The organism is Shewanella sp. 492, assembly GCF_059338445.1.
On the sequence record NZ_CM181702.1, the window covers coordinates 1,909,761 to 1,934,509 of the forward strand.

General features: G+C 44.6%; 24 protein-coding genes and 2 tRNA genes. 14 read left to right on the forward strand and 12 right to left on the reverse strand.

The features are described 5' to 3' along the window. Window positions 1–13 precede the first annotated feature (13 nt). Window positions 14–1,519, reverse strand: a complete 1,506-nt coding sequence (gene rmuC, locus AC5YBX_RS08590; RefSeq protein ID WP_494519191.1) for a DNA recombination protein RmuC — start codon at window positions 1,517–1,519, stop codon at window positions 14–16. A gap of 169 nt (window positions 1,520–1,688) precedes the next feature. Between rmuC and msrP the strand changes: the two genes are divergently transcribed. Together msrP and msrQ are read left to right on the forward strand one after the other, a co-directional pair. Further along, window positions 1,689–2,720, forward strand: coding sequence for a protein-methionine-sulfoxide reductase catalytic subunit MsrP (gene msrP / locus AC5YBX_RS08595; protein ID WP_494524750.1), 1,032 nt, complete (start codon window positions 1,689–1,691; stop codon window positions 2,718–2,720). A 140-nt stretch (window positions 2,721–2,860) separates the two neighbouring features. Then, entirely contained in the window at window positions 2,861–3,469 is a 609-nt protein-coding gene (msrQ, locus tag AC5YBX_RS08600) for a protein-methionine-sulfoxide reductase heme-binding subunit MsrQ (protein ID WP_494524751.1), read from the forward strand. 40 nt (window positions 3,470–3,509) lie between these two features. Here the strand turns inward: msrQ and AC5YBX_RS08605 are convergent, their stop codons facing one another. From AC5YBX_RS08605 to AC5YBX_RS08615, 3 genes are all read right to left on the reverse strand, one after another. Continuing rightward, on the reverse strand, window positions 3,510–4,811 hold the full coding sequence (locus AC5YBX_RS08605) for a diguanylate cyclase domain-containing protein (protein WP_494524752.1): 1,302 nt from the start codon (window positions 4,809–4,811) through the stop codon (window positions 3,510–3,512). A 42-nt stretch (window positions 4,812–4,853) separates the two neighbouring features. Further along, window positions 4,854–5,834: an ABC transporter substrate-binding protein gene (locus AC5YBX_RS08610; protein WP_494524753.1), complete on the reverse strand. Its 981-nt coding sequence runs from the start codon at window positions 5,832–5,834 to the stop codon at window positions 4,854–4,856. Window positions 5,835–6,363: 529 nt separating this feature from the next. Beyond that, window positions 6,364–6,678, reverse strand: coding sequence for a hypothetical protein (locus tag AC5YBX_RS08615; RefSeq protein WP_494519186.1), 315 nt, complete (start codon window positions 6,676–6,678; stop codon window positions 6,364–6,366). A gap of 225 nt (window positions 6,679–6,903) precedes the next feature. Here AC5YBX_RS08615 and AC5YBX_RS08620 point away from each other — a divergent pair, with 225 nt between their 5' ends. Genes AC5YBX_RS08620 through AC5YBX_RS08630 form a run of 3 tightly spaced genes read left to right on the forward strand, consistent with a single transcriptional unit; the run spans window position 6,904 to window position 9,839 of the window. Then, the gene (locus AC5YBX_RS08620) at window positions 6,904–7,392 is read left to right on the forward strand and encodes a putative 4-hydroxy-4-methyl-2-oxoglutarate aldolase (RefSeq protein ID WP_494519185.1); all 489 of its coding nucleotides are present in this window, start codon (window positions 6,904–6,906) and stop codon (window positions 7,390–7,392) included. 45 nt (window positions 7,393–7,437) lie between these two features. Next, window positions 7,438–9,261, forward strand: coding sequence for an AsmA family protein (locus AC5YBX_RS08625; protein ID WP_494524754.1), 1,824 nt, complete (start codon window positions 7,438–7,440; stop codon window positions 9,259–9,261). Then, window positions 9,261–9,839, forward strand: coding sequence for a BsuPI-related putative proteinase inhibitor (locus AC5YBX_RS08630; protein ID WP_494524755.1), 579 nt, complete (start codon window positions 9,261–9,263; stop codon window positions 9,837–9,839). The genes AC5YBX_RS08625 and AC5YBX_RS08630 overlap by 1 nt, the downstream gene beginning before the upstream one ends. Before the next feature lie 135 nt (window positions 9,840–9,974). On the opposite strand, the gene AC5YBX_RS08635 is transcribed toward AC5YBX_RS08630, so the two are convergent. Together AC5YBX_RS08635 and gloB are read right to left on the reverse strand one after the other, a co-directional pair. Beyond that, the gene (locus AC5YBX_RS08635) at window positions 9,975–11,513 is read right to left on the reverse strand and encodes a lytic transglycosylase (protein ID WP_494524756.1); all 1,539 of its coding nucleotides are present in this window, start codon (window positions 11,511–11,513) and stop codon (window positions 9,975–9,977) included. 86 nt (window positions 11,514–11,599) lie between these two features. After that, window positions 11,600–12,379: a hydroxyacylglutathione hydrolase gene (gene gloB, locus AC5YBX_RS08640; protein WP_494524757.1), complete on the reverse strand. Its 780-nt coding sequence runs from the start codon at window positions 12,377–12,379 to the stop codon at window positions 11,600–11,602. Between the two features lie 183 nt (window positions 12,380–12,562). Between gloB and AC5YBX_RS08645 the strand changes: the two genes are divergently transcribed. Beyond that, entirely contained in the window at window positions 12,563–13,294 is a 732-nt protein-coding gene (locus AC5YBX_RS08645) for a methyltransferase domain-containing protein (RefSeq protein ID WP_494521622.1), read from the forward strand. Window positions 13,295–13,298: 4 nt separating this feature from the next. Beyond that, on the forward strand, window positions 13,299–14,195 hold the full coding sequence (locus tag AC5YBX_RS08650) for a LysR substrate-binding domain-containing protein (protein ID WP_494519180.1): 897 nt from the start codon (window positions 13,299–13,301) through the stop codon (window positions 14,193–14,195). Window positions 14,196–14,208: 13 nt separating this feature from the next. Here the strand turns inward: AC5YBX_RS08650 and rnhA are convergent, their stop codons facing one another. Further along, window positions 14,209–14,688, reverse strand: a complete 480-nt coding sequence (gene rnhA, locus AC5YBX_RS08655; RefSeq protein ID WP_494519179.1) for a ribonuclease HI — start codon at window positions 14,686–14,688, stop codon at window positions 14,209–14,211. Window positions 14,689–14,756: 68 nt separating this feature from the next. Between rnhA and dnaQ the strand changes: the two genes are divergently transcribed. The 5 genes from dnaQ (at window position 14,757) to AC5YBX_RS08680 (ending at window position 19,283) form a co-directional block, all read left to right on the forward strand. Further along, a complete protein-coding gene (dnaQ, locus tag AC5YBX_RS08660; RefSeq protein WP_494519178.1) occupies window positions 14,757–15,485 on the forward strand; it encodes a DNA polymerase III subunit epsilon in 729 nt (242 codons plus the stop codon). Window positions 15,486–15,495: 10 nt separating this feature from the next. Beyond that, a complete protein-coding gene (locus tag AC5YBX_RS08665; protein ID WP_494524758.1) occupies window positions 15,496–16,827 on the forward strand; it encodes a TIGR03503 family protein in 1,332 nt (443 codons plus the stop codon). Between the two features lie 86 nt (window positions 16,828–16,913). Then, a tRNA-Asp gene (locus AC5YBX_RS08670) sits at window positions 16,914–16,990 on the forward strand. Window positions 16,991–17,046: 56 nt separating this feature from the next. Then, window positions 17,047–17,123 (forward strand) — tRNA-Asp (locus AC5YBX_RS08675). Window positions 17,124–17,405: 282 nt separating this feature from the next. Further along, a complete protein-coding gene (locus AC5YBX_RS08680) occupies window positions 17,406–19,283 on the forward strand; it encodes a cation:proton antiporter (RefSeq protein ID WP_494524759.1) in 1,878 nt (625 codons plus the stop codon). Between the two features lie 221 nt (window positions 19,284–19,504). On the opposite strand, the gene AC5YBX_RS08685 is transcribed toward AC5YBX_RS08680, so the two are convergent. The 3 genes from AC5YBX_RS08685 to bepA form a co-directional block, all read right to left on the reverse strand. Then, a complete protein-coding gene (locus AC5YBX_RS08685; protein ID WP_494519175.1) occupies window positions 19,505–19,879 on the reverse strand; it encodes a DUF2069 domain-containing protein in 375 nt (124 codons plus the stop codon). A gap of 8 nt (window positions 19,880–19,887) precedes the next feature. Further along, entirely contained in the window at window positions 19,888–20,235 is a 348-nt protein-coding gene (arsC, locus tag AC5YBX_RS08690; RefSeq protein ID WP_494519174.1) for an arsenate reductase (glutaredoxin), read from the reverse strand. Window positions 20,236–20,320: 85 nt separating this feature from the next. After that, complete coding sequence (bepA, locus tag AC5YBX_RS08695) at window positions 20,321–21,778, reverse strand: beta-barrel assembly-enhancing protease (RefSeq protein ID WP_494524760.1); 1,458 nt, start codon at window positions 21,776–21,778, stop codon at window positions 20,321–20,323. Between the two features lie 195 nt (window positions 21,779–21,973). Here bepA and AC5YBX_RS08700 point away from each other — a divergent pair, with 195 nt between their 5' ends. Both AC5YBX_RS08700 and AC5YBX_RS08705 read left to right on the forward strand, forming a co-directional pair. Further along, on the forward strand, window positions 21,974–22,201 hold the full coding sequence (locus AC5YBX_RS08700) for a sulfurtransferase TusA family protein (protein WP_494519172.1): 228 nt from the start codon (window positions 21,974–21,976) through the stop codon (window positions 22,199–22,201). A 30-nt stretch (window positions 22,202–22,231) separates the two neighbouring features. Further along, window positions 22,232–23,356 (forward strand): AI-2E family transporter, encoded by a 1,125-nt coding sequence (locus AC5YBX_RS08705; protein WP_494519171.1) that lies wholly within the window; start codon window positions 22,232–22,234, stop codon window positions 23,354–23,356. Between the two features lie 172 nt (window positions 23,357–23,528). On the opposite strand, the gene bcp is transcribed toward AC5YBX_RS08705, so the two are convergent. Next, window positions 23,529–23,999, reverse strand: coding sequence for a thioredoxin-dependent thiol peroxidase (gene bcp, locus AC5YBX_RS08710; protein ID WP_494524761.1), 471 nt, complete (start codon window positions 23,997–23,999; stop codon window positions 23,529–23,531). Next, complete coding sequence (locus tag AC5YBX_RS08715; protein WP_494519169.1) at window positions 23,996–24,550, reverse strand: glycine cleavage system transcriptional repressor; 555 nt, start codon at window positions 24,548–24,550, stop codon at window positions 23,996–23,998. Before AC5YBX_RS08715 ends, bcp begins: the two co-directional genes overlap by 4 nt. Between the last annotated feature and the right edge of the window lie 199 nt (window positions 24,551–24,749).

A 24,749-nucleotide genomic window follows, 5' to 3' on the forward strand; every position in this document is an offset into this window, starting at 1 on the left:
CCGTGATGTTAGATTAATTCAGCTGCATTTCTGCATGAGGCGCCCTTAAATGTTCGTCAAGCGCTTGATCAAGTAGCTGGCTATCGAGCTGTTTTGAGGTAGTTACGCCCAGTTGCTGCATTTGGTGGGCTTGCCTGATCAAGTTACCTTTGCCAGTACTGAGTTTACCCATGGCGTTGTTATAGCTCTTGTCTAGAGACTCTATACTTCGGCCAATACGTTCCATATCTTCAAGATAACCACATAATTTATCGTATATTTTGCCTGCTTGCTTAGCGATACGTTGTGCATTTTGGTTTTGATACTCATAGCGCCAAATATTATTAATGGTACGCAGGGCAACCAGTAAATTGGTCGGGCTGACTAACATAATATTATTGTCTAAAGCATAGTTGATAAGACTTGGCTCATGTTCTAATGCGAGTAAAAATGCAGGCTCCAGTGGAATAAACATTAGCACATAATCTAGGCTTGTTAATCCGTGGAGCTGTTGATAGTCCTTTTGACTGAGTCCCTTGATATGATTTCTAATCGAGTTGCAATGCTCTTTTATCGCGGCAGCTTTAGTCAGCTCATCATCGCTATTGAAGTAGCGCTCATATGCCACGAGGGACATTTTTGCATCGATCACCACATCCTTGTTTTCCGGTAGGTGCACGATCACATCTGGCTTAAATCGCTGGCCTCGTTCGTTTTTAAGATCTTGTTGAGTCTCATATTCGTGCCCTTCACGTAGGCCGCTTTCCTGTAGTACCCGTTCTAGGATCACTTCGCCCCAATTCCCTTGCTGTTTGTTATCGCCTTTTAAGGCTTTAGTCAGATTAATAGCATCTTGACTCATCTGTAGATTAAGGGCTTTTAACGATTCCAGTTGATGATTAAAAGCACTGCGCTCAGCCTGTTCAACCGTATAGGATTCTTGGACTTGCTTTCTAAATCCTTCAAGCTGCTGTTTAAACGGAGAAAGTACATTTGATAGGTGTTGCTCACTTTGGTTTTGCAAGTTTTGCGATTTAGCATCAAAAATTTTGTTAGCTAAATTCTCAAACTGTTGCGTCAACCGCGCTTCTGATTGATCTAGGTGAGCTATCTTGTCTTCGAGTGCCTTTTGTTCGGTTTCAAATTTCACCGTGAGAGTTTGCTGCATCGCATTGGCTTTGGATAATGCAAGCTGGGTTTCAAGCTGTTTTCGTTGAGCATGTTGCAACTGTCCTTCCAGTTCGTTAGCGCGCTGGGCCTGTGCTTGACTCATACCCAGTAAGCTGAGTTGATGGTCTAACTTTTGCTGTAATGCTTGGTATTGATCTTGTTTATCGTCGAGACTGGTTTGCATAAACTCGAGCTCAAGCTGACGGTGCTGCATCTCTTGGGCGTGTTCATCAATTAACTGCTGTTTTACTGACTGCCATTTATTGCGAGTTAACTTTTGATTGAGTAAGGCGCCAATCAATAGTGATAAGAATGCTACTGCTGCTAAAACAATGAGTTCGGGTAAAGTGAGTGGAATAGCTGTTGGCATAAGGGAGACCTGTCTTTATCGATGGCATAAGCCTCTCATGAGCGGCTGTGTGGTTCAAGTATGCTGCGGTTAAATGATTAACAATTAGTGGTTAAATATGTTTAATTGAAATTTTTTTGCGCGTATCTCTATCTAATGGATATCAACAAGTATATTGGTGAGGTTTCTTGTGGCGATAAATAAAACAACTAAAGGTTCAGCTAGCCCAAGCTGGAATGAAAAAGCAGCTCATGTAACACCCAAGGCGGTGTTTAACGATAGACGTAATATTATTAAAGCGCTGGGCCTTGGCGCGATAGGCGCCAGTATTCCTGGACAGGTGCAGGCGGGGATTTTTGACCTGTTCGGAGAAACAAAATCATCGACCCCTTTTGTGATTCGCCCGCTGAGTTTCAGCCCAAACGCCGCGTTTGGCCAAGGAGAGATATTAACCCCTGAGCAGAAAGTGATTTCACATAATAACTTTTATGAATTCGGTACCAGTAAAACCGATCCTATTGATAATGCTCAAGGGTTTAAAGTCGATCCTTGGGTGTTGAAAATTGAGGGGTTAGTCGATACGCCTTTGACGCTTGATCTGGATGATTTGACGCGCTTGTTACCGTTAGAGGAGCGTATTTACCGGCTTCGTTGTGTTGAAGCTTGGTCTATGGTGATCCCTTGGGTAGGATTCTCGCTTGGGGCATTGCTGAAAAAGGCTGGGGTCAAGGCTGGGGCGACCCACGTGGCGTTTGAAACCTTGTTCGATCCTGATCAAATGCCGGGACAACGCAGTCGTTTAATGGGTGGGGGCATTCATTACCCTTATGTCGAAGGGTTACGTTTAGATGAAGCGATGAATGAACTCGCCTTTATGGCGGTTGGGCTATATGGCAAAACGTTACCGGCGCAAAATGGCGCGCCCATACGTTTGGTGGTGCCGTGGAAATATGGTTTTAAAAGCATTAAGTCTGTAGTGCGTATTCGCGTGATGGATAAACAACCGCCAACTAGTTGGAATCAGCTGGTTTCCCATGAATATGGGTTCTTTGCCAATGTGAATCCTGCTGTCGATCATCCTAGGTGGTCTCAAGCCACTGAGCGGCGGATCGGAGAAGGTGGTCTCTTCTCGGCGACGCGGATCGCGACATTACCTTTTAATGGCTATGGCGAGCAGGTCGCCCATCTCTATAAAAATATGGATTTAAAACAGTACTATTAACTTTGTAGTTTGTAGTGGGTAGTTTAGTTACCTTGTCGCTTAGCCCTTCGATGGCGGTTGTTGGTCATGTGACTGTGATGGCTTGGCAAGCCTGTTAAATTGACTCGCTGTTTGCCGCTATATCATCCTTGGAGTGTCGTTTGTTGAGATTAAAAGCCAGCCATTTGTTTGCAATTAAGTCTTTGTTTCATTTATTGGCTCTATCACCTATGGGGTATTTGGTGTGGGCGGTATTAGTAGGTCGTGCTGGTGGCGAGCCTGTGGAATATATTATTCATTTTACCGGGATGGGGGCATTAAACTCGCTGCTGGCGGTGTTATTAGTCAGCCCTATTGCTAAGCGGTTTAAGCTTGGATTATTAATTCAGACTCGTCGTTTATTAGGGCTGTATGTGTTTGCCTATGCCACGTTACACATCAGCGCATTTATCAGTTTAGATTTACTGTTTGAGTGGACATTACTCGCCAGTGAAGTAGTTAAGCGACCTTATATTTTGGTGGGTGCAAGCGGGTATATATTACTGTTGTTATTGGCCATTACCTCGGTTAATCGTTTGAAACGAAAAATGGGCCGCCGCTGGCAAACCTTGCATAATGGGATTTATTTGATTGCGATATTAGCGCCGATTCATTTTTATTGGTCGGTGAAGTCTGAAGTGATCGAGCCGAGTATCTATCTCATTCTGTTTGGTGTTTTACTCTTAGTCAGAATAAATTGGCAACGCTTGATAAAACGCCTTCGGACCTAGGGTTGTTAACCTTGTTAACGGCTAAAGCAATTTAATCTGATTATTCAAGCTGAAGGTTAGACCGTTTTTCACTGATTAATCGGCTAAAACAAAAGCTATTCCCCGCGACTTTTTTGGCTGCATACATATTTTCATCGGCGATTTTGATTAAGGTTAAACGAGCGACATCATCACTTGGATATACGGCAATGCCGATACTTATGGTTAAATTGATGTCCACTTCGTGATCTATGATAGTAGGTGATAGATGGTCAATAATTTTTTCGGTGACCATCTTTATCTCGTCAATCCCATTGATGGGTTCAAGCCATACGACAAACTCATCACCGCCTAATCGGCCACAAATATCTGAACTTCTTAAGGTATGCTGTAAACGGTTAGCGATAGTGATTAATACTCGATCGCCTACATCATGACCAAGGGTATCGTTCACTTGCTTAAATTTATCTAAGTCGATAAACAGCATCGCCGCCAAAGAGTGGGTACGTTGACATCTTGCTAAGGCGGTATCTATTTGGCGTTCAAATGCACTGCGTGAGTAGAGTCCCGTTAAGTCATCATGTTCGGCAACATACTTTAATCGCTGTGTTTGTAATGTGAGTTGCTTGGTTTGCTCATCAACTTCTTGTTGTAGTGCATCTTTTTTGACGGTGGTTTCCAAGAGCCGTTTGCTCATGGTGTTAAATTGTTGAGTGACCGTTGCTAACTCATTTTTACTGTTAACTTTAATTTCGTTTCCTAGGTCTCCTTGCGTCAAGCGAACAATGCCGGCCGTTAAACGCAGTATGCTTTGATTAAAACTATTAAGCGTTGAGATGGTTAATAACACTAATATCACTGAGCCTATCAGTAATACAATCACTGCGATAAGAAGAATCAAGGCTTGCTGCTGAGATGATTGGTCGAGTAATTGACGTTGCAGTTTGGTCAACTCTTCACTCATGGTCTGGATAGTGATATTAAAGCGGGCTGTGAGCATGCCATTGGTTGAGGTTATTCCCTGATCAGGCTGCGAGATAATGTCGTTGCTGGCAATGGACAGCAGTGCGGTTAAATTGTCGACCATTCTGCGTAGATTTATCATGTAGATTTGGGTCTCGGCTTGCATTAATTCATCTAGGGCCAGTTTTTTGTTGATATTGGATAATGCCGATTCGGTTTGTACTAAGGCATCATTATCTTGAAACTCTTGTAATACCCACAAGCGACTGCGTAATACATCAACCGATTCGTCGAGTTCAATGATGTAAGTCAGCTGCTCTAGGCTCTGTTGTTGCAATAATTTTAAGCCAGAAAATACAATAATAATAAGGGTGGTTAAGCATAAACTTAAGATTAACATTGACTTCAATCTTGTTGTTATCATCATTTTACGACAAGTTTCCTAGTGAGTGATGGCTGTAATCAGTGCAGAATCGTCAAGATATAATCTAAAGTCAGGCAAGGGTTGTTTAGTCACTGCACCACTGGCAACCGCCCAACGTGCTTGTGTTTGCAACATGGAGAGCAATGAATTGTTTAACGATAATCGAAAGATATAGTCGTTCCATGACCATTCAACTGCGGCCATGGGAATATTGAGGTAATCACTGACGATTTTTTTGGCAAGTTCAGGTGAATGGGCAATATACTCTAGCGCTTCATTGAGCGCTTGTAGAATCTTTACATGTTGTGTGTAGTGCAGTGAACTGTTGACCTCATTACTGATTAAATTAAACGACAAGTTATAGGTGCCTTTACTTGGATATTGATATATCTCATCGCCAGCTTGCTCTACTAGTCGGTAACCATAAGGTTCCCACACGGCAATAGCATCGACCTCTTTGGCTACCAGTGCAGGGCCTAATGCTTGTGGTGACAGATACACTTTTTCAAAATTTATATCCTCTTGCCCTGTCACTATCAATAATGAATCGGTAAAAAACTCACTGGCACTGGCTTTCACAACACCGATTTTGCGGTGAGTAAGTTGATTGATATTTGGCTGATGTCGGTCACGCAAAGTCAGTAACTTAAGATCATTATCGGATTCGGCAAAACTGGCTAATAATCGAAAGTCTTGGCGAGTAAAACTATTAAACATGACCACAGATTCAGAGCTGGTGGCTAAATCAACGTCGCCGCGTATCATGGCGTTAAAACACAGGTGGCCGCCGGGTAAGGGAACTAGTTGCACTTGAACATTATGGCGCTTAAAAAAACCTTGCTGCTTGGCAATAATCAAAGGGGCGCTTAAAGGTGTGATTGATATGGCGATACGGATGGGTTGTGTCGATTGAGATGATGAAAACCGTTCGGGCAACAAAAACGATAGGGTAAGCCCTACCATTAACGCTAAGATTATAATGATCCCTATGGATTTCATATCGCGATTTTATCCTTCATTATAATGATTATGATTTAGCAATTCATCGACTTGTGTTTGACTGGGCGTTAGCCAAGCCATTGTACAAGGTGTGCTGCAATACCAACTTGAGTGTAGTAAGCATTTAACTAAATTGGAAAATTATTGGCTTAAGCGCTTCAGCTTGTTGTGAGCCTGATTGACTTAAATCGATAAGTATATTTGTGGGGGCCTGGAAAGTGGAAGCTGCTACTGAAAAACTTACTTAGACACGCGTAATCTAGTAAACAGTGGCGGTGCACATAAAAAGGCTACCGAGTTCAGGTTGATCTCATCGCTGACGGAGGATGGGCGGTCTAGCTTAGAAGTCGTCTATTAATTGTGACATAATAAATGCTATCCTAAATATTCGATAATCGTTCCATAATTAAACGTCTGATCATGAATAGCAATATTAAGTGAATTAATTTTTTCTTATAAACCTCTGTTTTAAAAGTTTTTTTGTGTCTACAGCAGTGGCGTGTCTATAATCTGCTAATGAAAGACTATGTTAGCCTTCATGTTGACGCATTATCTCAATCACTTCATCAAATGAGAGGTTATATTGACGTGATAAATTAATAATCTTGGTTTTATAGGTTTGAATGTTCTCTTTCTGCGCTTGCTTATATTGCTCTTCGTCAACTAGCTTGTTGACCACAGTTTGTAATGTGGTTAATCGACGTAAATTATAATTAAGTGATTTGAGGTACGTTTCCATTTGGCTCGCATTGCGAGCATTCTCTAATCCACTGGTTTGTTTCTTTTCATAGCCGTATTCATCGAGCGCGGAGATGGCATCTTGTAGGTCAAAATTATCAGTCATATTATCTCAAATAGGTTGATGTGGAATGAATATAGTCAATACGGCTCTTAGCACCACGTTAACGACTTAAATATGTGGTGCAGATTGAACCTGATGAAGATTTTGTCTAATTATAGATGGATAATAGATATTCTAAAACTACTTAATTGCAAATTTATCTCATGTTCATTTTAAATTTGCCTTGCTATAGTAATCTATTCTTTTTGTTGATGCATGGAGGCGCGTATGCTTGACCTATTACCTGATCTTTTTGATCTTTACGAGTCCGACTTATCTTTACTTTCACCTCATTATCGCCAATTTGGTCAGAAGTCGATATTTTGGGGAGAGGTGGTTACCGTTAAGTGTTTTGAAGATAACTCAAAAGTGAAACAGATATTAGCCCAGCCCGGTGAGGGAAAAATATTGGTTGTTGATGGTGGCGCATCGACAAGACGCGCGTTACTAGGCGATATGATAGCCCAGAGTGCAGTGGATAATGGCTGGAGTGGTATTGTTATTAATGGTTATGTTCGTGATGTCGCTGCACTTAAACTGATGCCAATAGGGATCCAAGCATTAGGGGCTAACCCGATAAAAACCGATAAGCGTGACCTTGGAGATGTTAATGTTCCGTTAGAGATAGACCGCGTTATAATTAAACCAGGCATGATGCTTTACGCCGATGATAATGGGATTGCCGTGTCGTCAAGAACACTGCAATTGCCACTATAATCTTAAGCGTATTGCTATCGATTTATTCACCAGATGGAACCTGTTATGAAATTTATTAAATGGTTGCTGCTTGCTGTCGTTTCATTGTTTGTTTTACTCGCCCTATATTTAATCGTCATATTCGACCCTAATGACTTTAAACCCCAAATTGTAGATGTCGTCAAAAAACAAACTGGACGAGATTTATCCATTAACCAAGATCTAAGTTGGACATTTTTTCCGGCTATCGGCATTTCACTTGGCGATATTACCTTGTCAAATCCACAAGGGTTTAACAACCCAACCATGGTCAATATTGATGGTATTGTGGCCGAGGTCGCGCTATTACCCTTGTTAAGTAAAGAGGTGAATATTGCACAACTTAACTTAGATGGACTAACGGTTAACCTTGACACCTACAAAGATGGTCGCAGTAGTTTTGATGGTTTAACCTCTCCTGAAAAGGGGCAAACAACCCAAGTCGATACTGGGCAAGTACCAGCCAATGTGCAATTAAGCAGTCTTAATATTGGTGGTATCGCAATTACTAATGCTCAGATAAATCTGTTTGACGAGGCAAGCGGTAAGGTTCAAGTATTGGCTTTGGAAGAGCTTAATTTAGGGGTATTCTCTTTAGGGCAGTTAGCGGATTTGTCGTATAAGTTTGCAGCGAGTATGCCTGAGATGGAACTGCTTAGCGAAGGTACGGGTAAGTTGAAAGTGTCTGAGGATCTAAAGCAAATTAGCTTAAGTGATTTTGCGATCAACAATAGCATCAAAGGTGCAGGGATCCCTAACCAAGCTATGTCAATCAATTTAATGACGCAAGTGGCGGTGAATACGCAGGACAAACGCGCAACGCTGACATTAGAGCACATGGCGATAGACTCAATTACTGCTACGGGTAAATTTGATATCAATTATGGTGCGCCAGTGCCTAATGTGATTGCGGCACTGGCTTTTGGTGATGTTAATTTAGATCACTTATTGCCCAAGAATGAAGCAGGTAAGGCGACTGAGCAGTCTCAACCTTCAGCTAAGCAACAAGAGCCAGATCTGACTGGGCTTAAGGCGGTTAATCTTGCCTTGGAATTAAGTATTAAATCGATTGTAGCGAATAATTTGACCACTAATAATTGGTTAATGAAGCTGGCGATAAAAGATGGCATATTAGATGTTAATCAGCTGTCGGCAGACCTTTATCAGGGCTCTTTGACCACTTCGGCCCGTCTCGATGGACGTCAAGCGGTGGCCAGCTATCGTTTTGATACTAAGGTGACTGGCGTGCAAGTGCGGCCATTGTTAACCGACGCAGCAGAGGTTGATCTGTTAGCTGGTACCACTAATTTAAGTGTATCGGGTAGCGGTAACAGTTTAATTAGTGACAATATTAAAAGTAACCTTCTAGCAAAGGGTCAATTTAGTGTGACCGATGGAGCCCTTTACGGTGTCAATATCCCGCAGATGTTACGTGATGCCAAAGCAAAGTTAAGTGGCGATCTTAATGCCACATCCACCGGCGAGAAAAAAACCGACTTTACGAGCTTAACGGGAAGTTTCTCAGTGGCAAAAGGGGTGGTTAATAATCCCGATCTGGCGATGGCATCACCGCTTATTCGCCTCAGTGGTCAAGGCAATGCCAACATTATTACTCAAGGGCTAGATTATAAGTTAACGACTTCTGTGGTGGGCTCACTAGAAGGGCAAGGTGGCAATGAGCGAGATGCACTGTATGGTGTTGAAATTCCTTTTGCGATAACCGGAACCATGACCGAGCCCGAGTTCAAGCTCGATACGGCTGCCTTGTTTGATGCCAAATTAAAGCAAGAAACCGATAAAGCGAAAGATAAGCTCAAAGATGAATTATTGAAAAAGTTCGGAGGTTTTTAGTGAAATCAATCTTGTTATTGCCCTTGTTACTTGTGTCGGTCGGCTGCTCTCAATCGACTGAAAGTAGCACCTCTGAGCCTATCACTAAAATGACTCAAACATCGGATGCGCCTATAGAGAGGCAAGCGAACACTCTTGCTATGGTAAAAGGCCAAACGGGTGACGCAGCCCCAAGTCATGGGCAACCAACGGAGCCTGAAATGACCCAGCAAAGCTTATTTAAAGGTGAGCTAACTTCTTTAGCCACTGATAAAGGTTTAAAGGTGTTGTTAACCGTGAGCAACCCTCATCAGTACGGCGTGCCAATTCAATATCGTTCAGGAATGACGGCGGATCTGTGGGTTATCAATGCCAAGGGTAAACGCTTATGGGCATGGTCGAATGAGATGATGTTTACTCAGGCGTTAAGAGATGTAATTATTGCACCAAATCAGCAGGTTAAGGCAAGTTTCATCATCCCGGCGGCGGACTTAGCAACATTCCCTGAAGATGCCAAGTTGGTCGCTCGCTATGCCGGAGTGGCGACGGAGTCGAGTCAAGTTGTATTGGCAGATATTATTGCGCCTTTGCCACGTTGAGACAGCGATGTGTAAATTAGAGGTTGTTATCGCTTCGGTGAGTAAAGGTTAGTGATACGCGAATAACGAACTAACTGATTGATAATAAAAAGCGATGCCTAAGGCATCGCTTTTTTGTATAGATGGTTTTTATGTTTAGACTCTGGAGCGGGTGACATCAACATGCACGGTTAATTTTTGCCCTGGCTGCAAATATTTTTTCTCAGATAGGTTATTCCACTGCACTAGTTGGTTGACCTGTACCTTAAACTTTGCGGCGATTTTAGCCAGAGAGTCACCCCTGCGTACGGTGTAATTAACGGTACGAGTAATGCTGCTCTTGTTATTTTTTTGCCAAATGACTAAGGTTTTACCCAATTTCAAGGGATCTTTTGGTGCCATTGCATTCCATTTAGCAAGGCTCGATACATTAACCTTATGGTCTTTGGCTATTTTCCAAAAAGAGTCGCCGGGTTTGACGGTGTAATTAAGTTTGACCCCTTTACCGCTGCGAGATTGCTGTTGTTGCAGGCGTTGATCTGCCGATAATAGATATTGCGAAGGATCTTTCGCCGCAACCGGGATCAGCAAGTGCTTGCCAGCGATAATCGTATTGCTTTGCATGTCATTAACGGCGCGCAGTGCTGCTGAAGTCGTATTAAAGCGCTCAGCGATGGTACCTAGGCTGTCGCCTGATTTGATCTTATAACGTTTCCACGTTAGGCGATCAGCGGCAGCGCTTTGGCCAAGCACCATTTCAAATGCTTCAGCTTTATCAATGGGTAACACTAATTTGTGTGGACCTTGCGGCGCGGTGGCCCATTGATTGAAACCCGGGTTAAGCGAGTGCAGTTGATTAAGGGTCATATCGGCCATTTTAGCCGCGAGTGCCAAGTCGATTTGACTGCCTATATCGACCACTTTAAGTTGTGGTTGATTCGGGATCGGATGCAGTTCAATACCGTACGCTTCTGCATTGTTAATGACATCGGCAAGGGCAATTAGCTGTGGTACATAACGCTCGGTTTCACGTGGTAAATCCAGAGACCAGAAGTCACTCGATATCCCTTTACGTTGGTTGCGCTTGATGGCATTGAGTACTCGGCCTTCACCCGTGTTATAGGCCGCAATGGCGTATAACCAATTTTGATGGGTCTTTTGGTACAGGTATTCCATCATATCGAGTGCCGCAGTGGTGGCAGCTGGCACATCACGACGACCGTCATACCACCAGTTCATCTCTAAGCCAAAGTACTTCGCCATTGGCGAGGTGAATTGCCATAGGCCAGATGCAGCCCCATGGGAGTAGGCAAAGGGGTCAAACGCGCTTTCAACTATCGGTAATAAGGCCAGCTCTATAGGTAAATTACGCTTTTCAATTTCCTCAACAATCAAGTACATAAAGGGTTCAGCACGCTCAGAGACGCGAGCTAGGTGTTGTGGATGCTTGATATACCAATCACGATATTGCTTAACCAGTTTTTGGTCGGGCACAGGCATGCTGAGCCCTAAGCGGATGCGTTGCCATACATCGGTTATCACCACCGGCTCAGGTTGCTGCTCAGTGGGTTTGACCTCTGGGGTGACAGGCGTTTCGACCTGTGATGGTAGCGGTGTTACGGGTTGTACGGTTAAGTGCTGACAACCAGCAAGCAGGGAAAACCCTGCCGCCATCAGGACAAGTGGTAAGCGCATTAAACATTATTCCTTACAGATATGTCCCAGTATCGTACCTCGGATGAGAAAGGGGACTAAATTAGCGCGCTATTGTAAATGATTTCCTAGAAATTGTCTTTCCATTGCCTAAGAAGCGTGAAACTGGTGGTTTTATCAGGGATAGGTTGTTGAAATTGTGCGGTTAGAGATTGTTGTATCTTAGGAGCATCAGCCCGTAAAAAGGGATTAATTGCGTTCTCATGGCCGATAGTGGTGGGCAGTGTCGGGCGATTAACTGCTCGATATTGCTGCGCCTGCTCCATGTAGGTCTTTAGTGCACAATTACTAGGGTCGACCGCCAAAGCAAAGCGTAAGTTGGCCAATGTATACTCATGGGCCGGATAAACTAACGTGTCATCGTCGAGCTCACTGAGTAAGGTCAACGAGCTCAGCATCTGCTCAGGTGTGCCTTCAAATAACCTGCCACAACCACCACTAAACAGGGTGTCGCCGCAGAACAGGTGCGAGCCTATATGGTAGGCAATATGCCCTAAAGTGTGGCCCGGTAGGTGAAAAATCGCCACTGGGGTATCGATGCCCTCTAAGGTGATAGCACTAGTGGCTTGAGTGAGCTTGTCTGTAATACCCTCGATGTTTTCGCTTGCGGGGCCATAAACCTTCAGCATCTGGTTAAAGTGTTGCTGCAACTGAGTAATACCACCAGTGTGATCATGGTGATGATGCGTGATTAAAATACCCGTTAACTCAAGTTGGTTCTCGGCTAAGTAAGTGATAACAGGCTGCGCATCACCTGGGTCTACCACATAGCAATTGCGTGAGTCTGGAGATTTGATTAACCAAATATAGTTGTCGTTAAAGGCTAAAATGGGAATAACAGAAATCATAATGATGTTTGCCTCAAAAATGTGTCAGCTTAATGAAGTAGTTTAATAAGCAAAGCTATTGCGTGTATAGCCCTTTAACGATTTAATACAAGATATTGATTTTATAAAAATAGCATTGAATCAAATCGTCAAAAACTCATTCTATTGATATCACTTGTAGCAAAACGGGAGCCTATTGTGTTCATAACGGCCTGCAAACCACAGCGATGGCAAGATCTGCCTAATGGTCAATGGCTGCAAGAAGCTATTGAAGATAAGCTGGCGCCATGGTGGCCTAAAGTCTTTGGTTACCACTTGCTCAATCTTGGCCCTCTCAGCGCCGCATTAGATAAACCCAATTTACCAATTGGCAGGACATTTGCTATGGCACCAGAGGGCGAAGCGTCGCTTGCTGGTCATTACAGTGAGCTGCCAATCCAAAATGGGGTCATTGATGCGGCGATATGCAGCTTTTTACTCGATTTTGAAACCAACCCCTATAGTGTGCTTCGCGAAACCGATAGGGTGTTAATTTCAGGTGGCTACCTGTTTATTGTTGGCTTTAATCCGTTAAGTCCAGCCATTTTGGGTAAAATACTGCCCCGATATCAAGAGCGTCTCCCTTGGTGTGGTCGATTTTTTACCCCTGCGCGGGTCAAAGACTGGCTTGGACTACTCGGTTACCAAGTGGTCGGCGATGAGCGACTTGCCTATCACCACTTGATGACAGATATCAAAGATGAAAGTATTTGGCAGCATGCTCTGCAAGCCTGGCTGCCAGGCAGCGGAGCCGTATATATTTTAGTGGCACGTAAACTAGAAACCCCATTAACCCCAATCGTCGACCGCCAGCGGGTGCGGCAACCCAATTGGTCGGCGGCGCCCACCGCTGGTCGTAATAGCCCGTTGCGGCTTGATGGCAATAATAAAGAGTGAATAAATGAGAATCACCCTAAAGCAACTGATGATTTTTGAGGCAGTTGCACGCAGTGGTCAAGTCGCTAGAGCGGCTGAGCTCGTTAATTTATCGGCTCCTGCGACCTCAATGGCACTAGCTGAGTTGGAAAAACAGCTCGATACACGTCTGTTTGAACGGGTAGGAAATCGGTTACGCCTTAATGCACAAGGCAGTTTGTTGTTGCCGTTAGCGACTGAAGCCCTACAAAAAGTAGAACAAATTGAACAACTGTTTTCATCACCCGAAGCCTCTTTAAGCGGTACCTTAAATGTGGCTGCCAGCTCCACCATTGGTAATTATCTCTTGGCGAAAAGTGCGGTTGCTTTTTGTCAGCAATTTACCTCATCTATGGTGGATCTCAATATCACCAATACCCAAACGGTGATTAAAGCAGTATTGGAGTTCAGCGCTGAAGTTGGTTTTATCGAGGGGCAATGTTTAGACAGTCGTATTAAGGTTGAGGCGTGGCATAAAGATAAACTCTTGGTATTTTGTCATCCAGGGCATCCTCTGGCAGGGTTGCAGGTAGATCCCTCGCAGCTGCGAGGCCAGCATTGGGTGATGCGTGAGTCAGGCTCGGGCACCCGCGATTATTTTATTAATGCGGCGAATATGCTCGATCTGCAGCCGATTGAAAAATTCAGTTTTTCTACTCCAGATGCGATTAAGCAAGCGGTTAGGCAAGGTGCAGGCCTTGCGGTATTGTCTGAGCTGACGCTAGAGAAAGAGTTAAATCGTAAAGAGCTGGCAGTGATTGAAGTTAACGGCTTAAGCCTAGCACGGCAGTTTTACCGTATTCGTCACAAGAGCCGTAACCCCAGTGCCCTTTGTGATGCCTTTGATCATTTTAGCCAGCGATTCTTAAATATCGCTCCCTGATAACGGTTGCCGATCACTCGGTGCTGTCGATATAACCTTTATCGACTTGTGTGGGTTTGGCTTCGGCTGCTTGACGCGCCAATGTGTCGCAGCGCTCATTTTCTCGGTGGCCAGTGTGGCCCTTTACCCAACGCCACTCAATCTGGTGAGATTGAGTGGCCGTGTCGAGGCGTTGCCACAAATCGATATTCTTTACCGGTTGTTTACTGGCTGTGAGCCAACCGCGTTTTTTCCAGCCGTGGATCCATTGGGTGATCCCTTGGCGCATATACTGGCTGTCACTGGTTAAGATAATATTGCATGGCTCATGTAGTGCTTCTAGGGCGATGATCGGCGCTAGCAGCTCCATACGATTATTGGTGGTGAGGGCAAAACCCTCGGCGAGTTCTTTCACCTGTGCCTTATATTTCATCACCACGCCATAACCACCAGGGCCGGGATTTCCTAAGCAAGATCCATCGGTGAAGATTAACAGTTGTTTCAGTCCAGTCATCAAGTTGCTACCATAGCGAATAATCTGGGCAGTATACCCAAAATTTTTAGATAAAAGCGGTCGTAAACATGAATCTTATCTCTAGCGCAAAGCGCCAAGTTATTCTCGATACCGAAACTACCGGTATGAACCAAGGTGCTGGGGCCATTTATTTTGGCCATCGTATTATTGAAATTGGTTGTGTTGAGGTGATTAACCGCAAGCTCACTGGTCGCCACTATCATGAATATATCAATCCTATGCAGGCGATCGATGAAGAGGCGATAGCCGTTCACGGCATCACCAATGAATTTGTCGCCAACAAACCCGTATTTGCACAAATATCGCAGTCCTTTATCGACTTTATTGCTGGCGCTGAAATTGTGGCACATAACGCAAACTTCGACGTTAGCTTTATGGATCATGAGTTTTCGCTATTACAGCCAAAGGGGCCCAAGACCAGTGATATTTGTCAGATCCTCGACTCCCTTGAACTGGCTAAATTTTTACACCCTGGGCAAAAAAATAACCTAGATGCGTTATGTAAACGCTACGGCATAGATAACTCACGCCGCGATCTCCATGGCGCATTACTCGATGCTGAAATTTTGGCCGATGTCTACCTCATCATGACAGGGGGGCAAACTAAATTTGAATTGTCCAATGAAAAGCCTGGTCAAGAGGGCGGTGGTATTCAGCGTTTAGCACCTAATCGTACAAAACTTAAAGTGATCGCTGCTGCGGCCGATGAACTAACTATGCATGAACAAAGGTTAGATTTAGTTGCGAAGTCAGGGCAATGTATTTGGCGAGGATAAGCGTCACTTTATGAAAAAATGGTTAACATCCATCAGTGTGATATTGATGCTAGGTTTAGCGAGTGTCAATGTAAGCGCACAAGTGGTCGATGCAACTTATGCCAAAGCATTAAAAAATCGCTTTCGAATTGATCATATGGTCGATGAGGTAACCTTGTTTATTCAACGGGATTACGGCAGTTCGCCTGTGATTGTGGTGCTACCCGATGGCTCGAAATGGTATCAATCGCGTCATCCTGAGTCTGTTAAATGGGCCGATGGGTTAAGTGGCGACATCATCACCATCAAAGATCCCATGCCCGGCCCATGGCAACTGTTAGGGCAGGTGGCAAAGGGCTCAATGGTTGAGCAAGTCTCCAAGCTGAATATCGATGTTCAGCCATTACCACAGCCGGTTTATCAAGGAGAGCGCCTTAAAGTGGTCGCCAAATTGATGGGCGATGAGCAGCGCTTACGCATGCCTGGGCTTGATTATCTCGTCAATTGGACGGTACGTTTTGTCAGTGAACATCGCCCAGGCGATGCTAATTTTGCTGAAGGCACCTTAATAGTGGGCAGCTATAAAGATAATGGCGAGCAATTTGATGAGCAACCCGATGATGGGGTGTTTACCAGCGAGATCAATCTAACTTACCCCTGGGGCCATTACAGTTTTCAAGTGACGGCAGAAAACACTATTTTTAGCCGCGAGTTTCGTCGCGACTTTATGTTATCACCGATGCCAGTGACCTTGCAGATCATTGAGCCCGATGATCATTTAAATGGCCGTTGGCAGTTACAACTGTCGGTCGATGATAGCCAATTAGCGTTAGAGAACACCCATTTCGAGTTTGAACTTGTTGGCCCGGCTGGGCTGCGGATAAATTTGCCGTTGCCCAGCATCACAGTAACCCCCTTTGAGCTGCAACTACCTACAATCACCGAGTTTGGCAGTTATCGAATTACGGGCTCGGTAGTTTCCACTACGCAAAATGGGCGTGAAGTGGTGCTTAAACTGCCAGAGCAATTTTTTAATTTAGTGCCGCCGCCAGCGCCGCCGCCAACGCCAGAAGAGTTAGTGGTTATTGCCGCCAAAAAAGCCGCAATAGCTGAAGCAAAAGCTAAAGATGCTGCTTTATTTTGGATAATGACCATTAACGGCACCTTATTGGTAGTTGGCCTTATCGCTTTAGTGGTTTGGCGTAAACGACAAAATCTACATCGTGCAATGGCTGTGGCCGCAGCGCGGTTAGATCAACAACGCAGTCAAGAGGTAGGCCCAACGTTAGATGAGATAGACCTCTCTATGCCAGAAGATCTGCCTAGGAATAAGACAGAAAGTAATCGCTTTAGCTTAAGTTGATGAATTTTTAACTAATCAAATCGCTTTTTTTAAAAAATGATTGACGGGGGTTTATCGCCTCAGTAATATGCATCGCAACTTGATGTGGAGCGGTAGTTCAGTTGGTTAGAATACCGGCCTGTCACGCCGGGGGTCGCGGGTTCGAGTCCCGTCCGCTCCGCCAATCAAGTGCCTAATTTTAAATGTAGTATTAGTAAGTTTAACATTACATGACCTTTTGGAGCGGTAGTTCAGTTGGTTAGAATACCGGCCTGTCACGCCGGGGGTCGCGGGTTCGAGTCCCGTCCGCTCCGCCAAATTAAACAAGCCCTAGCAGCCATGCTAGGGCTTTTTTAATGTCTTTTTTTAATATCCATTCCTGCTAATCGCACTTCTGCCGAGCTGACTGCACGGGTATTCTTCTTATGGTTTTTCTATTGCATACCAACTAATATCGGTTCTGTTATTGTCATGATGAGAGATGATAATACTTGTTGTGGCTATGCGCTGAAAAAAGGACGGTATTAAAAAATCGACAAGTATGCATGTGTCACGCATGCTATAGAGTGTAATTTTTGTTTATATCAAAGGACATATCAATGGTTGAGCAGATCACTGCCATGCTGGGACTGGTCGGTGCGTTATCCATCCTTTGCCAATGGTTAGGCTGGAAACTTCGTTTACCTGCTATTTTACCGCTATTGCTGTGTGGTCTTCTGGTGGGGCCGGCCTTTGGTATTCTCGATCCCGATGTGGTTTTTGGCGATCTGTTGTTTCCTATCATCTCCCTTGGGGTGGCGGTTATTTTATTTGAAGGGGCGCTCACTCTTAACTTTTCCGAGATCCGTGAACATGGCCGCATGGTAACCAATCTTGTCAGCATTGGCACTTTGATCACTTGGGCCATCATAGGTTGTGCGACCCATTTCATCATGGGATTCAGCTGGGAGTTGTCGATGTTATTTGGCGCCTTAGTGGTCGTAACGGGCCCAACTGTAATTGTGCCCATGCTCCGCAGTATCAAGCCTAAAGCGCAATTAGCCAGTATCTTACGTTGGGAAGGCATAGTCATCGATCCCATCGGGGCTTTACTGGCGGTGTTGGTGTTTGAATACATTGCAGTAGCAGCCGAGCCGACTACCCATGTGCTTCACTCTTTAGTCTATATGTTAGGTATTGGTATCGGCTTGGGAGCGTGTACAGGCTACGCTATTGGTATTGTGATACGGCGTGCCCTTGTGCCACATTATCTGAAAAATACTGCCGTGTTAACGATTATGCTGGGTGTGTTTGTGTTATCCAATCTGTTACAGGAGGAGTCGGGCCTGCTGACTGTTACTGTGATGGGGATTTGGCTGGCTAATATGCGCGGCGTCGATATTGACGATATTATTGAATTTAAAGAAACCCTCACAGTGTTATTTATTTCGGGCCTGTTTATCTTACTGGCGGCGCGCCTAGACTCGCAAGCACTGCTGAATTTGGGCTGGCAAGGAATCGCATTATTGTGTGTGGTAATGTTTATCGCGCGGCCCGTTAGCGTTTGGTGTTGTGGCATTGGCAGTTCTTTAGCTAGAGCTGATAAATGGTTTTTAAGTTGGGTGGCGCCACGCGGTATTGTTGCCGCTGCGGTATCATCCTTGTTTGCCATTAAACTGGAAAACCAAGGCTTACCCGGCGCCGAACAGATAGTGCCGCTGGTGTTTCTTATTATTATTGGCACAGTGGTGGCCCAAAGTCTCACGGCCAGCCGTTGGGCGCGTTTTTTAGGGGTGAAATCAGGCTCGTCACAAGGTTTACTTATTTTTGGTGCCTCAAAGTTTGCTAGAGCCCTTGCAAAAGTCTTGTTGAGTAAGAATGTGCCAGTGATCCTGGCCGATAATAACTGGGATAACATTCGATTATCGCGTATGGATAATATTCCGGTTTATTTTGGTAATCCCGCGTCTGAGCATGCTGAAAATGCAATTGATATGAGCGGTGTGGGTCGCTTATTAGTGCTATCACCTTATCGGCAGTTAAATCCATTAGTGACCTTTCATTACCAAGATGTACTGGGTAAAGATAAAGTGTTCGGATTAAATAATAATGAAGGCAATAGTGCCCGGCATAAGCTGTCAGAATCTTATCGGCAGCGCTTATGTTTATTTGGTGAGTCGGTATCCTATACACGTTTAGCCACAACCATGGCAAAAGGCGGCATGATCAAGGTAACCAGCATTACCGATAACTTCACCTTTGCCGATTTTAAACGTCGTTACGCAGACCTGGCATTGCCGCTTATCTATCTGCAAGAGGGTAAAGTGAAGCTTATTACCGAGGCGATCACCGACTTACCTGTTGGCATTGAGTTGATAAGCTTGTTATCTGTCGAGGCCCTAAGTGATGCTAATGTGGCCGATGAGTTTAAAGGGAAAAAGGTCACAGAAGCTAAGTCTAAGCCCGCTGATAGTGATACTGATAGTCGTAATAGGTAAGTGAAGTAAATTATTAGGTAGCTGTTTAAAGCCTGACATAAGCCTCTAATCTAAGCATGTATTGCTGCATCAATTATGGGCTTATCAGCGAATAGGACGCTTATTTAATTGTAATGGCATTGTTTATTACTCATTAGTTCGCATAAAAAATAGCCCTATGGGGTAATCATAGGGTTATTTTTAGTGATACAGGTTGCTGATGAGTCAGTTAAGATATTCAATCACTGCTTGTTTTTCTTTTTTAATCCTAATCCCAGTTCACGGCCTCGTATACGCGCATAAAATGGCAATGTTACCAGTAGTATCGCCAGTAGCAGCACTTCAATCGCGGCAAACACAAAGGCCGTGTCGGTTACATACAGTAAGGTTAATCCATGCAGCATATAGAGACAGATAATAAAACTGCCCCAAGCGTATGTGTAGGGATCGCCGCTTAAGATCCCTTTTAATGGTGCCAGCAGGGGCAAAATCCATAACAGGCTAAAAATAAGCGAATATTCGCCACTTAGCCCTTGATTACCAAACCATGCGGTCATCAATAACAGTAATGCTAGGTAGCAGGCTCGACTGATTTGAAATAACTTATTTGAGCTCATGAGACGCCTTATAAAATACTTAACACGTTTTCTGGGGGGCGCCCGATCGCCGCACGGTTATTGGCTAACACTATGGGGCGTTCGATAAGTTTGGGCGTATCGACCATGGCTTGGATAAGCAGTTCGTCATCGTCAATATCGGCGAGACCTAACGCCTTATATTCATCTTCTTTAGTACGCATTAATTGGCGAGGGGGGAGGGCTAATTTAGTCAGAATGCCGCGGATCTCAACCTTAGTGAGTGGAGTCTTGAGGTACTCTATGATTTGAATATCACAGCCATTTTCTTCAAGTAGCGCCAAAGTTTGACGGCTTTTTGAACAGCGAGGGTTATGAATAATACTAACTTGCGTCATAGGTTATCTGCTGATTGTCAAAAGTTGCTGATATTCTACTGTAAAAGGTGAGCGGAGTCACAAAGAGTTCGCTCACCGCCCGTTGTTACAATTGCTCAATAGCTTTCTTCGATAGTTTAAATTGGCGAATACGGGCTTCGATACGCGCCAACTGCAATGGATCTTGCTCGGATAATCGATAGGCAAAATTAAGTTGATCAATGGCGCCGTCGTAATTTGCCGCCAAGGCCATGGCTTCAGCTTTAATATAATGCTCCATCGATTTGTTACCCGCAGCTTTATAGGCTTCACTAAGCAACTGCAGTGGCAGTTGATTTTGTTTATCGAGGAAAATTATCTCCTCTAAGATAGGGATCGCCTTAAGGGGCTGCTTGTGTTCAATATAAGCATTAGCCAAATTGATATTTATCACTTGAGAAGTGGGTTTCAATTGTCGCTGCTTTTCCAACATGGCAATCGCCTGATCATGCTGTTTACGTTCCAGCAGTAAGTCGGTTTTGGTATCTAAGTAAAACACGTTATTGGGCGCGTGAGTCAGGAGCTCATCGATGATCTTTTCGGCCTGTTGTGCTTGCTCTGAGCGCAGCAGCGCTAACGCTAATCCGTACTCAGCCGCTTGTTTATATTCATATTGGCCTTTTTTTAACTGATTTTGAAATAGGCTTAATGCGGCCTCTTCGCTATAACTTGAAAAGCGCACCTGAATACGGGCTTTGGCTAACTGAAAATCGAGATTATCGGCGATATATCGATGGGGATACTGCGCGGCGCGGTTGCGCGCTTCACTGATCCGCGATTCAGGCAGCGGGTGAGTCAATAACATCTGTGGTGGTTTAGTGGTAAAACGGTAGCGAGTGGCCAGCTTAGCAAAAAAATCCGCGGCGCCATTAGGGTCAAACCCAGCATCGACGAGGATTTGCATCCCAATACGGTCGGCTTCCTTCTCGTGCAGGCGGGTGTAGTTAATTTGGGATTGGGTTGCCAAAGCTTGGGTGGTAGCCATCGCCGCCATTCCGGCCTGCGGCGCCGCAATAGTCAACAAAATGGCCCCAAGCAGGCCCACCATAGTGGCCGTTGAACTCTTATCTCTGGCCTCTATCGAGCGGGCTAAATGACGTTGAGTGACATGGGTAATTTCATGGCCGATAACCGATGCTAACTGGCTTTCATTATCAGCGTTTAAAAACAGGCCTGTATGAACGCCGACATGGCCGCCGAAAAACGCAAATGCGTTGATCTCATCATTGCGCAGTAAAAAAAAGTAAAAGGGGGTTTTGACCCCACTAGCGTGAGCCACCAGTTTATTGCCTAACTCTGTCATATATTGATTTAATACAGGATCGTTTAGCACTGGCGCTGACGAGCGAATGACGCGCATATAAGCATCGCCGTAGGTATTTTCTTTTTCTAGACTGAAGGTGTTTACCGCGGCCGTCCCCAGATCCGGTAGGTCATTATTAGCAAACCCTATAGGGGCTACGGCAAACAAGGCCAGTGACATCGCCCCCGCAAGGAGGGACTTGGCTGTGTTAATTTTACTCAAACTTATCCTTAGCGGGTTATCTGTTTATCATATTGATTATCAGAGTGAATAGAACACCATTAGTTCATTTATGTCGAGTATCTCATTGTGCTTATCATGAGATATTGGCAAAGTTTACTGCGACTTACATTGATAACTTGTGGTTTAGTCAGAGACTTAGGATAATAGCCTGAGTTTGTATTTAGCAAGTTGATTATGACTTTTATTGATTTGACCTCTTATCGATGTCCCTTAGCCTTAGTTAAGCTTAAGCTGGCGCTTAAACAGATGAGCGATGGTGAGCAACTAGTGGTGAGTCTTGCCGATAAAGGCACACGTCAAGATGCGCCGCGTTTTTTAACGCGACAAGGTTATCTGTACACCGAACAACAAAATAATGACCAAGTATTAGTGCTCGCCGTGGTTAAAACGGTCCGGTCGTAATTGTAATGTGTTACTGAGTAGGAAGTGTGAATGTTATCCTTATTAAGCAATTGGTATAAAGACCGATTTAGCGATCCCCAAGCGGTAACGCTGGTATTCATCATTGTGGGTATTGCGTTGGCACTCTATTTTGCAGGTGGGTTATTAGCGCCACTGCTGGTTGCCTTAGTGTTAGCCTTTTTGTTGGAGTGGCCCGTCGCGCAAATGGGGCGCCTTGGGATCAACCGCACCACTGGTGCCTCATTAGTCTTAGTGCTGTTTATTGGCATGATGATATTGCTGATGTTTGGTTTAGTGCCCAGCATTTGGAAGCAGGGGCTGGGCTTAGTCACGGATTTACCCTCCATGCTCGATAAAGGGCTTATTACGATTAAAGGGTATGTTGAACAATACCCGCAATTTTTAAGTACTGAACAGTTAGATACAACCGTTGGCGAGCTTAAAAAACTGCTCGATACACAGCACTTACTGGATTTAGGCAAACAGCTTATTGGTTACTCGGCGTCATTATTGGTGTTAATGGTTTACACCATCTTAGTACCTTTGCTGGTGTTCTTTTTCCTGAAGGATAAAGAGTTGCTGATCCGTGGCAGCAAACGTTTTATCCCATCCAATCGCGATTTAGCGCGTAAAGTGTGGTTAGAGATGAATCAGCAAATCTTTAATTATATACGTGGTAAAGTCATCGAAATTTTCATTATTGGCGTGGTCAGTTATCTATTTTTTGCCATTATGGATCTACGTTATGCGGCATTACTTGGCGTGCTTACCGGCTTGTCGGTTTTGATCCCCTATGTCGGTGCCACGCTGGTGACGCTGCCCATTGCCTTGGTGGCCTTCTTTCAGTGGGGTGTAAGCCCTGAGTTTGGTTATTTAATGTTAGGTTATGGCATCATTCAAGCACTCGATGGCAATGTGTTAGTGCCGGTGTTGTTTTCGGATGCGGTTGACCTGCACCCGGTATTTATTATCGCAGCGGTATTGGTGTTTGGCGGCATGTGGGGTGTTTGGGGAGTATTCTTTGCGATCCCGTTGGCGTCTTTAGTGAAAGCGGTGCTCAATGCCTGGCCTCAAGTGAATTCGGCTACGGCGACTGTGGCTAAAGCAGAGAATGATAACCCAGATAAACAGCCATCAGCATCGCCGTCGGCCTAAGCCTATTCACTGTACAATGCATCAATAATTTCGGGGTGGTAAAAGGCTGGTGAGGTACAATAGCGTGTTTAATGTAATGGCAAGTCACACCATCAACTAAACAGCTAACCATTATTTTGATATTAAAAAGCCAGCATCTTTGCTGGCTTTTTTTGTCGCTTTAACTTATTGGCTACTGGCTATCAATAACTTTCATTACAACTTCATGATGGTCTTTGGTTTTAAATTTATCGAATACATGCTGGATTTTTCCATCTTGGCCAACAAGAAAGCTGAGGCGGTGTATGCCGTCATACACTTTGCCCATAAACTTCTTCTCGCCCCACACCCCGAATGCATCGGCAATGGCATGGTCTTCGTCACTTAATAAAGAGAAGTTAAGTTGATGTTTATCGGCAAAACGTGCCAGCTTGGCCACAGGGTCCGGGCTGATACCCAGTACAGTGACCTGATTGGCGTCAAGCTGAGGTTTACTGTCTCTTAAGCCACACGCCTGTACAGTACAGCCAGGGGTCAGCGCCTTAGGATAAAAATACACCAGCACGGGACCGTTTTTTAATGCCGCTTCAAGTGAAATGGCTTCATCGTTTTGATTTTTTAAGGTAAAGGATGGGGCTACATCCCCTTGGGCTAAGGTTTTCATTCGCGTTCCTTTTGATTGCTGTCGATCCCCTGCATACGTTCAATATTGCAGCTTAGGTTTAATTCGTCGGCCAGTTCGATGATATTTTGTTCGAGTTGTTCGATATCCACTTTCTCTGGCACATTAATGGTTAAAAACACATTTTGTATGGGTTCACCGTCAACGGTTTCTTCAGCGTGAGAGCGCACGGCTGCCAGATCCAATGACCGATCAGCCAAGAATTGGGTTAAGCGTTTCATGGTGCCACGCTGATCTTGACCATTAAAAGAGACTTGCAGGCGAGAGACATAATTGCGTGGCGTATGTTTTGAGGTCCGTTTCATCACACTTAACAGGCCGAGTTCAACACTCAATGCTGGCAAGTTTGCTTCCATCTTCGTGATGGCAGGCCAAGAGCCAGAAATCATCATGATCAAGGTAAACTCATTGCCGAAAATGGCCATTCTACTATCGACAATATCGCAGTCACATTCACTTGCAAGGCGTGCAAATTTACTGACGATACCGGGACGATCCGCTCCCAGCGCGGTGACGACCAGATGATTAGACATGAAATTCCCCCGTATTACTGTGAAAATAGTACAAATAAACGCTACTTAACGATAACGTTTTTTGCAGCACGACATGCTAACACATGTTAGTGGTTTTGCGATCCCCGTCTTAACAAACGTTCAAACAAATACCTTGGGTAATGTTATGGTGAAATTCTGACGTTGTAGTGAGAGTTATGCTTGTTTTTACCGCTTAGCA

What these genes read in the sequence shown, in the direction of transcription:
- rmuC (WP_494519191.1), bottom strand. Translation starts at nt 1,519, where the DNA reads ATGCCAACAGCTATTCCACTCACTTTACCCGAACTCATTGTTTTAGCA.
- AC5YBX_RS08605 (WP_494524752.1), bottom strand. Translation starts at nt 4,811, where the DNA reads ATGTTAATCTTAAGTTTATGCTTAACCACCCTTATTATTATTGTATTT.
- AC5YBX_RS08610 (WP_494524753.1), bottom strand. Translation starts at nt 5,834, where the DNA reads ATGAAATCCATAGGGATCATTATAATCTTAGCGTTAATGGTAGGGCTT.
- AC5YBX_RS08615 (WP_494519186.1), bottom strand. Translation starts at nt 6,678, where the DNA reads ATGACTGATAATTTTGACCTACAAGATGCCATCTCCGCGCTCGATGAA.
- AC5YBX_RS08620 (WP_494519185.1), top strand. Translation starts at nt 6,904, where the DNA reads ATGCTTGACCTATTACCTGATCTTTTTGATCTTTACGAGTCCGACTTA.
- AC5YBX_RS08625 (WP_494524754.1), top strand. Translation starts at nt 7,438, where the DNA reads ATGAAATTTATTAAATGGTTGCTGCTTGCTGTCGTTTCATTGTTTGTT.
- AC5YBX_RS08635 (WP_494524756.1), bottom strand. Translation starts at nt 11,513, where the DNA reads ATGCGCTTACCACTTGTCCTGATGGCGGCAGGGTTTTCCCTGCTTGCT.
- gloB (WP_494524757.1), bottom strand. Translation starts at nt 12,379, where the DNA reads ATGATTTCTGTTATTCCCATTTTAGCCTTTAACGACAACTATATTTGG.
- AC5YBX_RS08650 (WP_494519180.1), top strand. Translation starts at nt 13,299, where the DNA reads ATGAGAATCACCCTAAAGCAACTGATGATTTTTGAGGCAGTTGCACGC.
- rnhA (WP_494519179.1), bottom strand. Translation starts at nt 14,688, where the DNA reads ATGACTGGACTGAAACAACTGTTAATCTTCACCGATGGATCTTGCTTA.
- dnaQ (WP_494519178.1), top strand. Translation starts at nt 14,757, where the DNA reads ATGAATCTTATCTCTAGCGCAAAGCGCCAAGTTATTCTCGATACCGAA.
- AC5YBX_RS08665 (WP_494524758.1), top strand. Translation starts at nt 15,496, where the DNA reads ATGAAAAAATGGTTAACATCCATCAGTGTGATATTGATGCTAGGTTTA.
- AC5YBX_RS08680 (WP_494524759.1), top strand. Translation starts at nt 17,406, where the DNA reads ATGGTTGAGCAGATCACTGCCATGCTGGGACTGGTCGGTGCGTTATCC.
- AC5YBX_RS08685 (WP_494519175.1), bottom strand. Translation starts at nt 19,879, where the DNA reads ATGAGCTCAAATAAGTTATTTCAAATCAGTCGAGCCTGCTACCTAGCA.
- arsC (WP_494519174.1), bottom strand. Translation starts at nt 20,235, where the DNA reads ATGACGCAAGTTAGTATTATTCATAACCCTCGCTGTTCAAAAAGCCGT.
- AC5YBX_RS08700 (WP_494519172.1), top strand. Translation starts at nt 21,974, where the DNA reads ATGACTTTTATTGATTTGACCTCTTATCGATGTCCCTTAGCCTTAGTT.
- AC5YBX_RS08705 (WP_494519171.1), top strand. Translation starts at nt 22,232, where the DNA reads ATGTTATCCTTATTAAGCAATTGGTATAAAGACCGATTTAGCGATCCC.
- bcp (WP_494524761.1), bottom strand. Translation starts at nt 23,999, where the DNA reads ATGAAAACCTTAGCCCAAGGGGATGTAGCCCCATCCTTTACCTTAAAA.
- AC5YBX_RS08715 (WP_494519169.1), bottom strand. Translation starts at nt 24,550, where the DNA reads ATGTCTAATCATCTGGTCGTCACCGCGCTGGGAGCGGATCGTCCCGGT.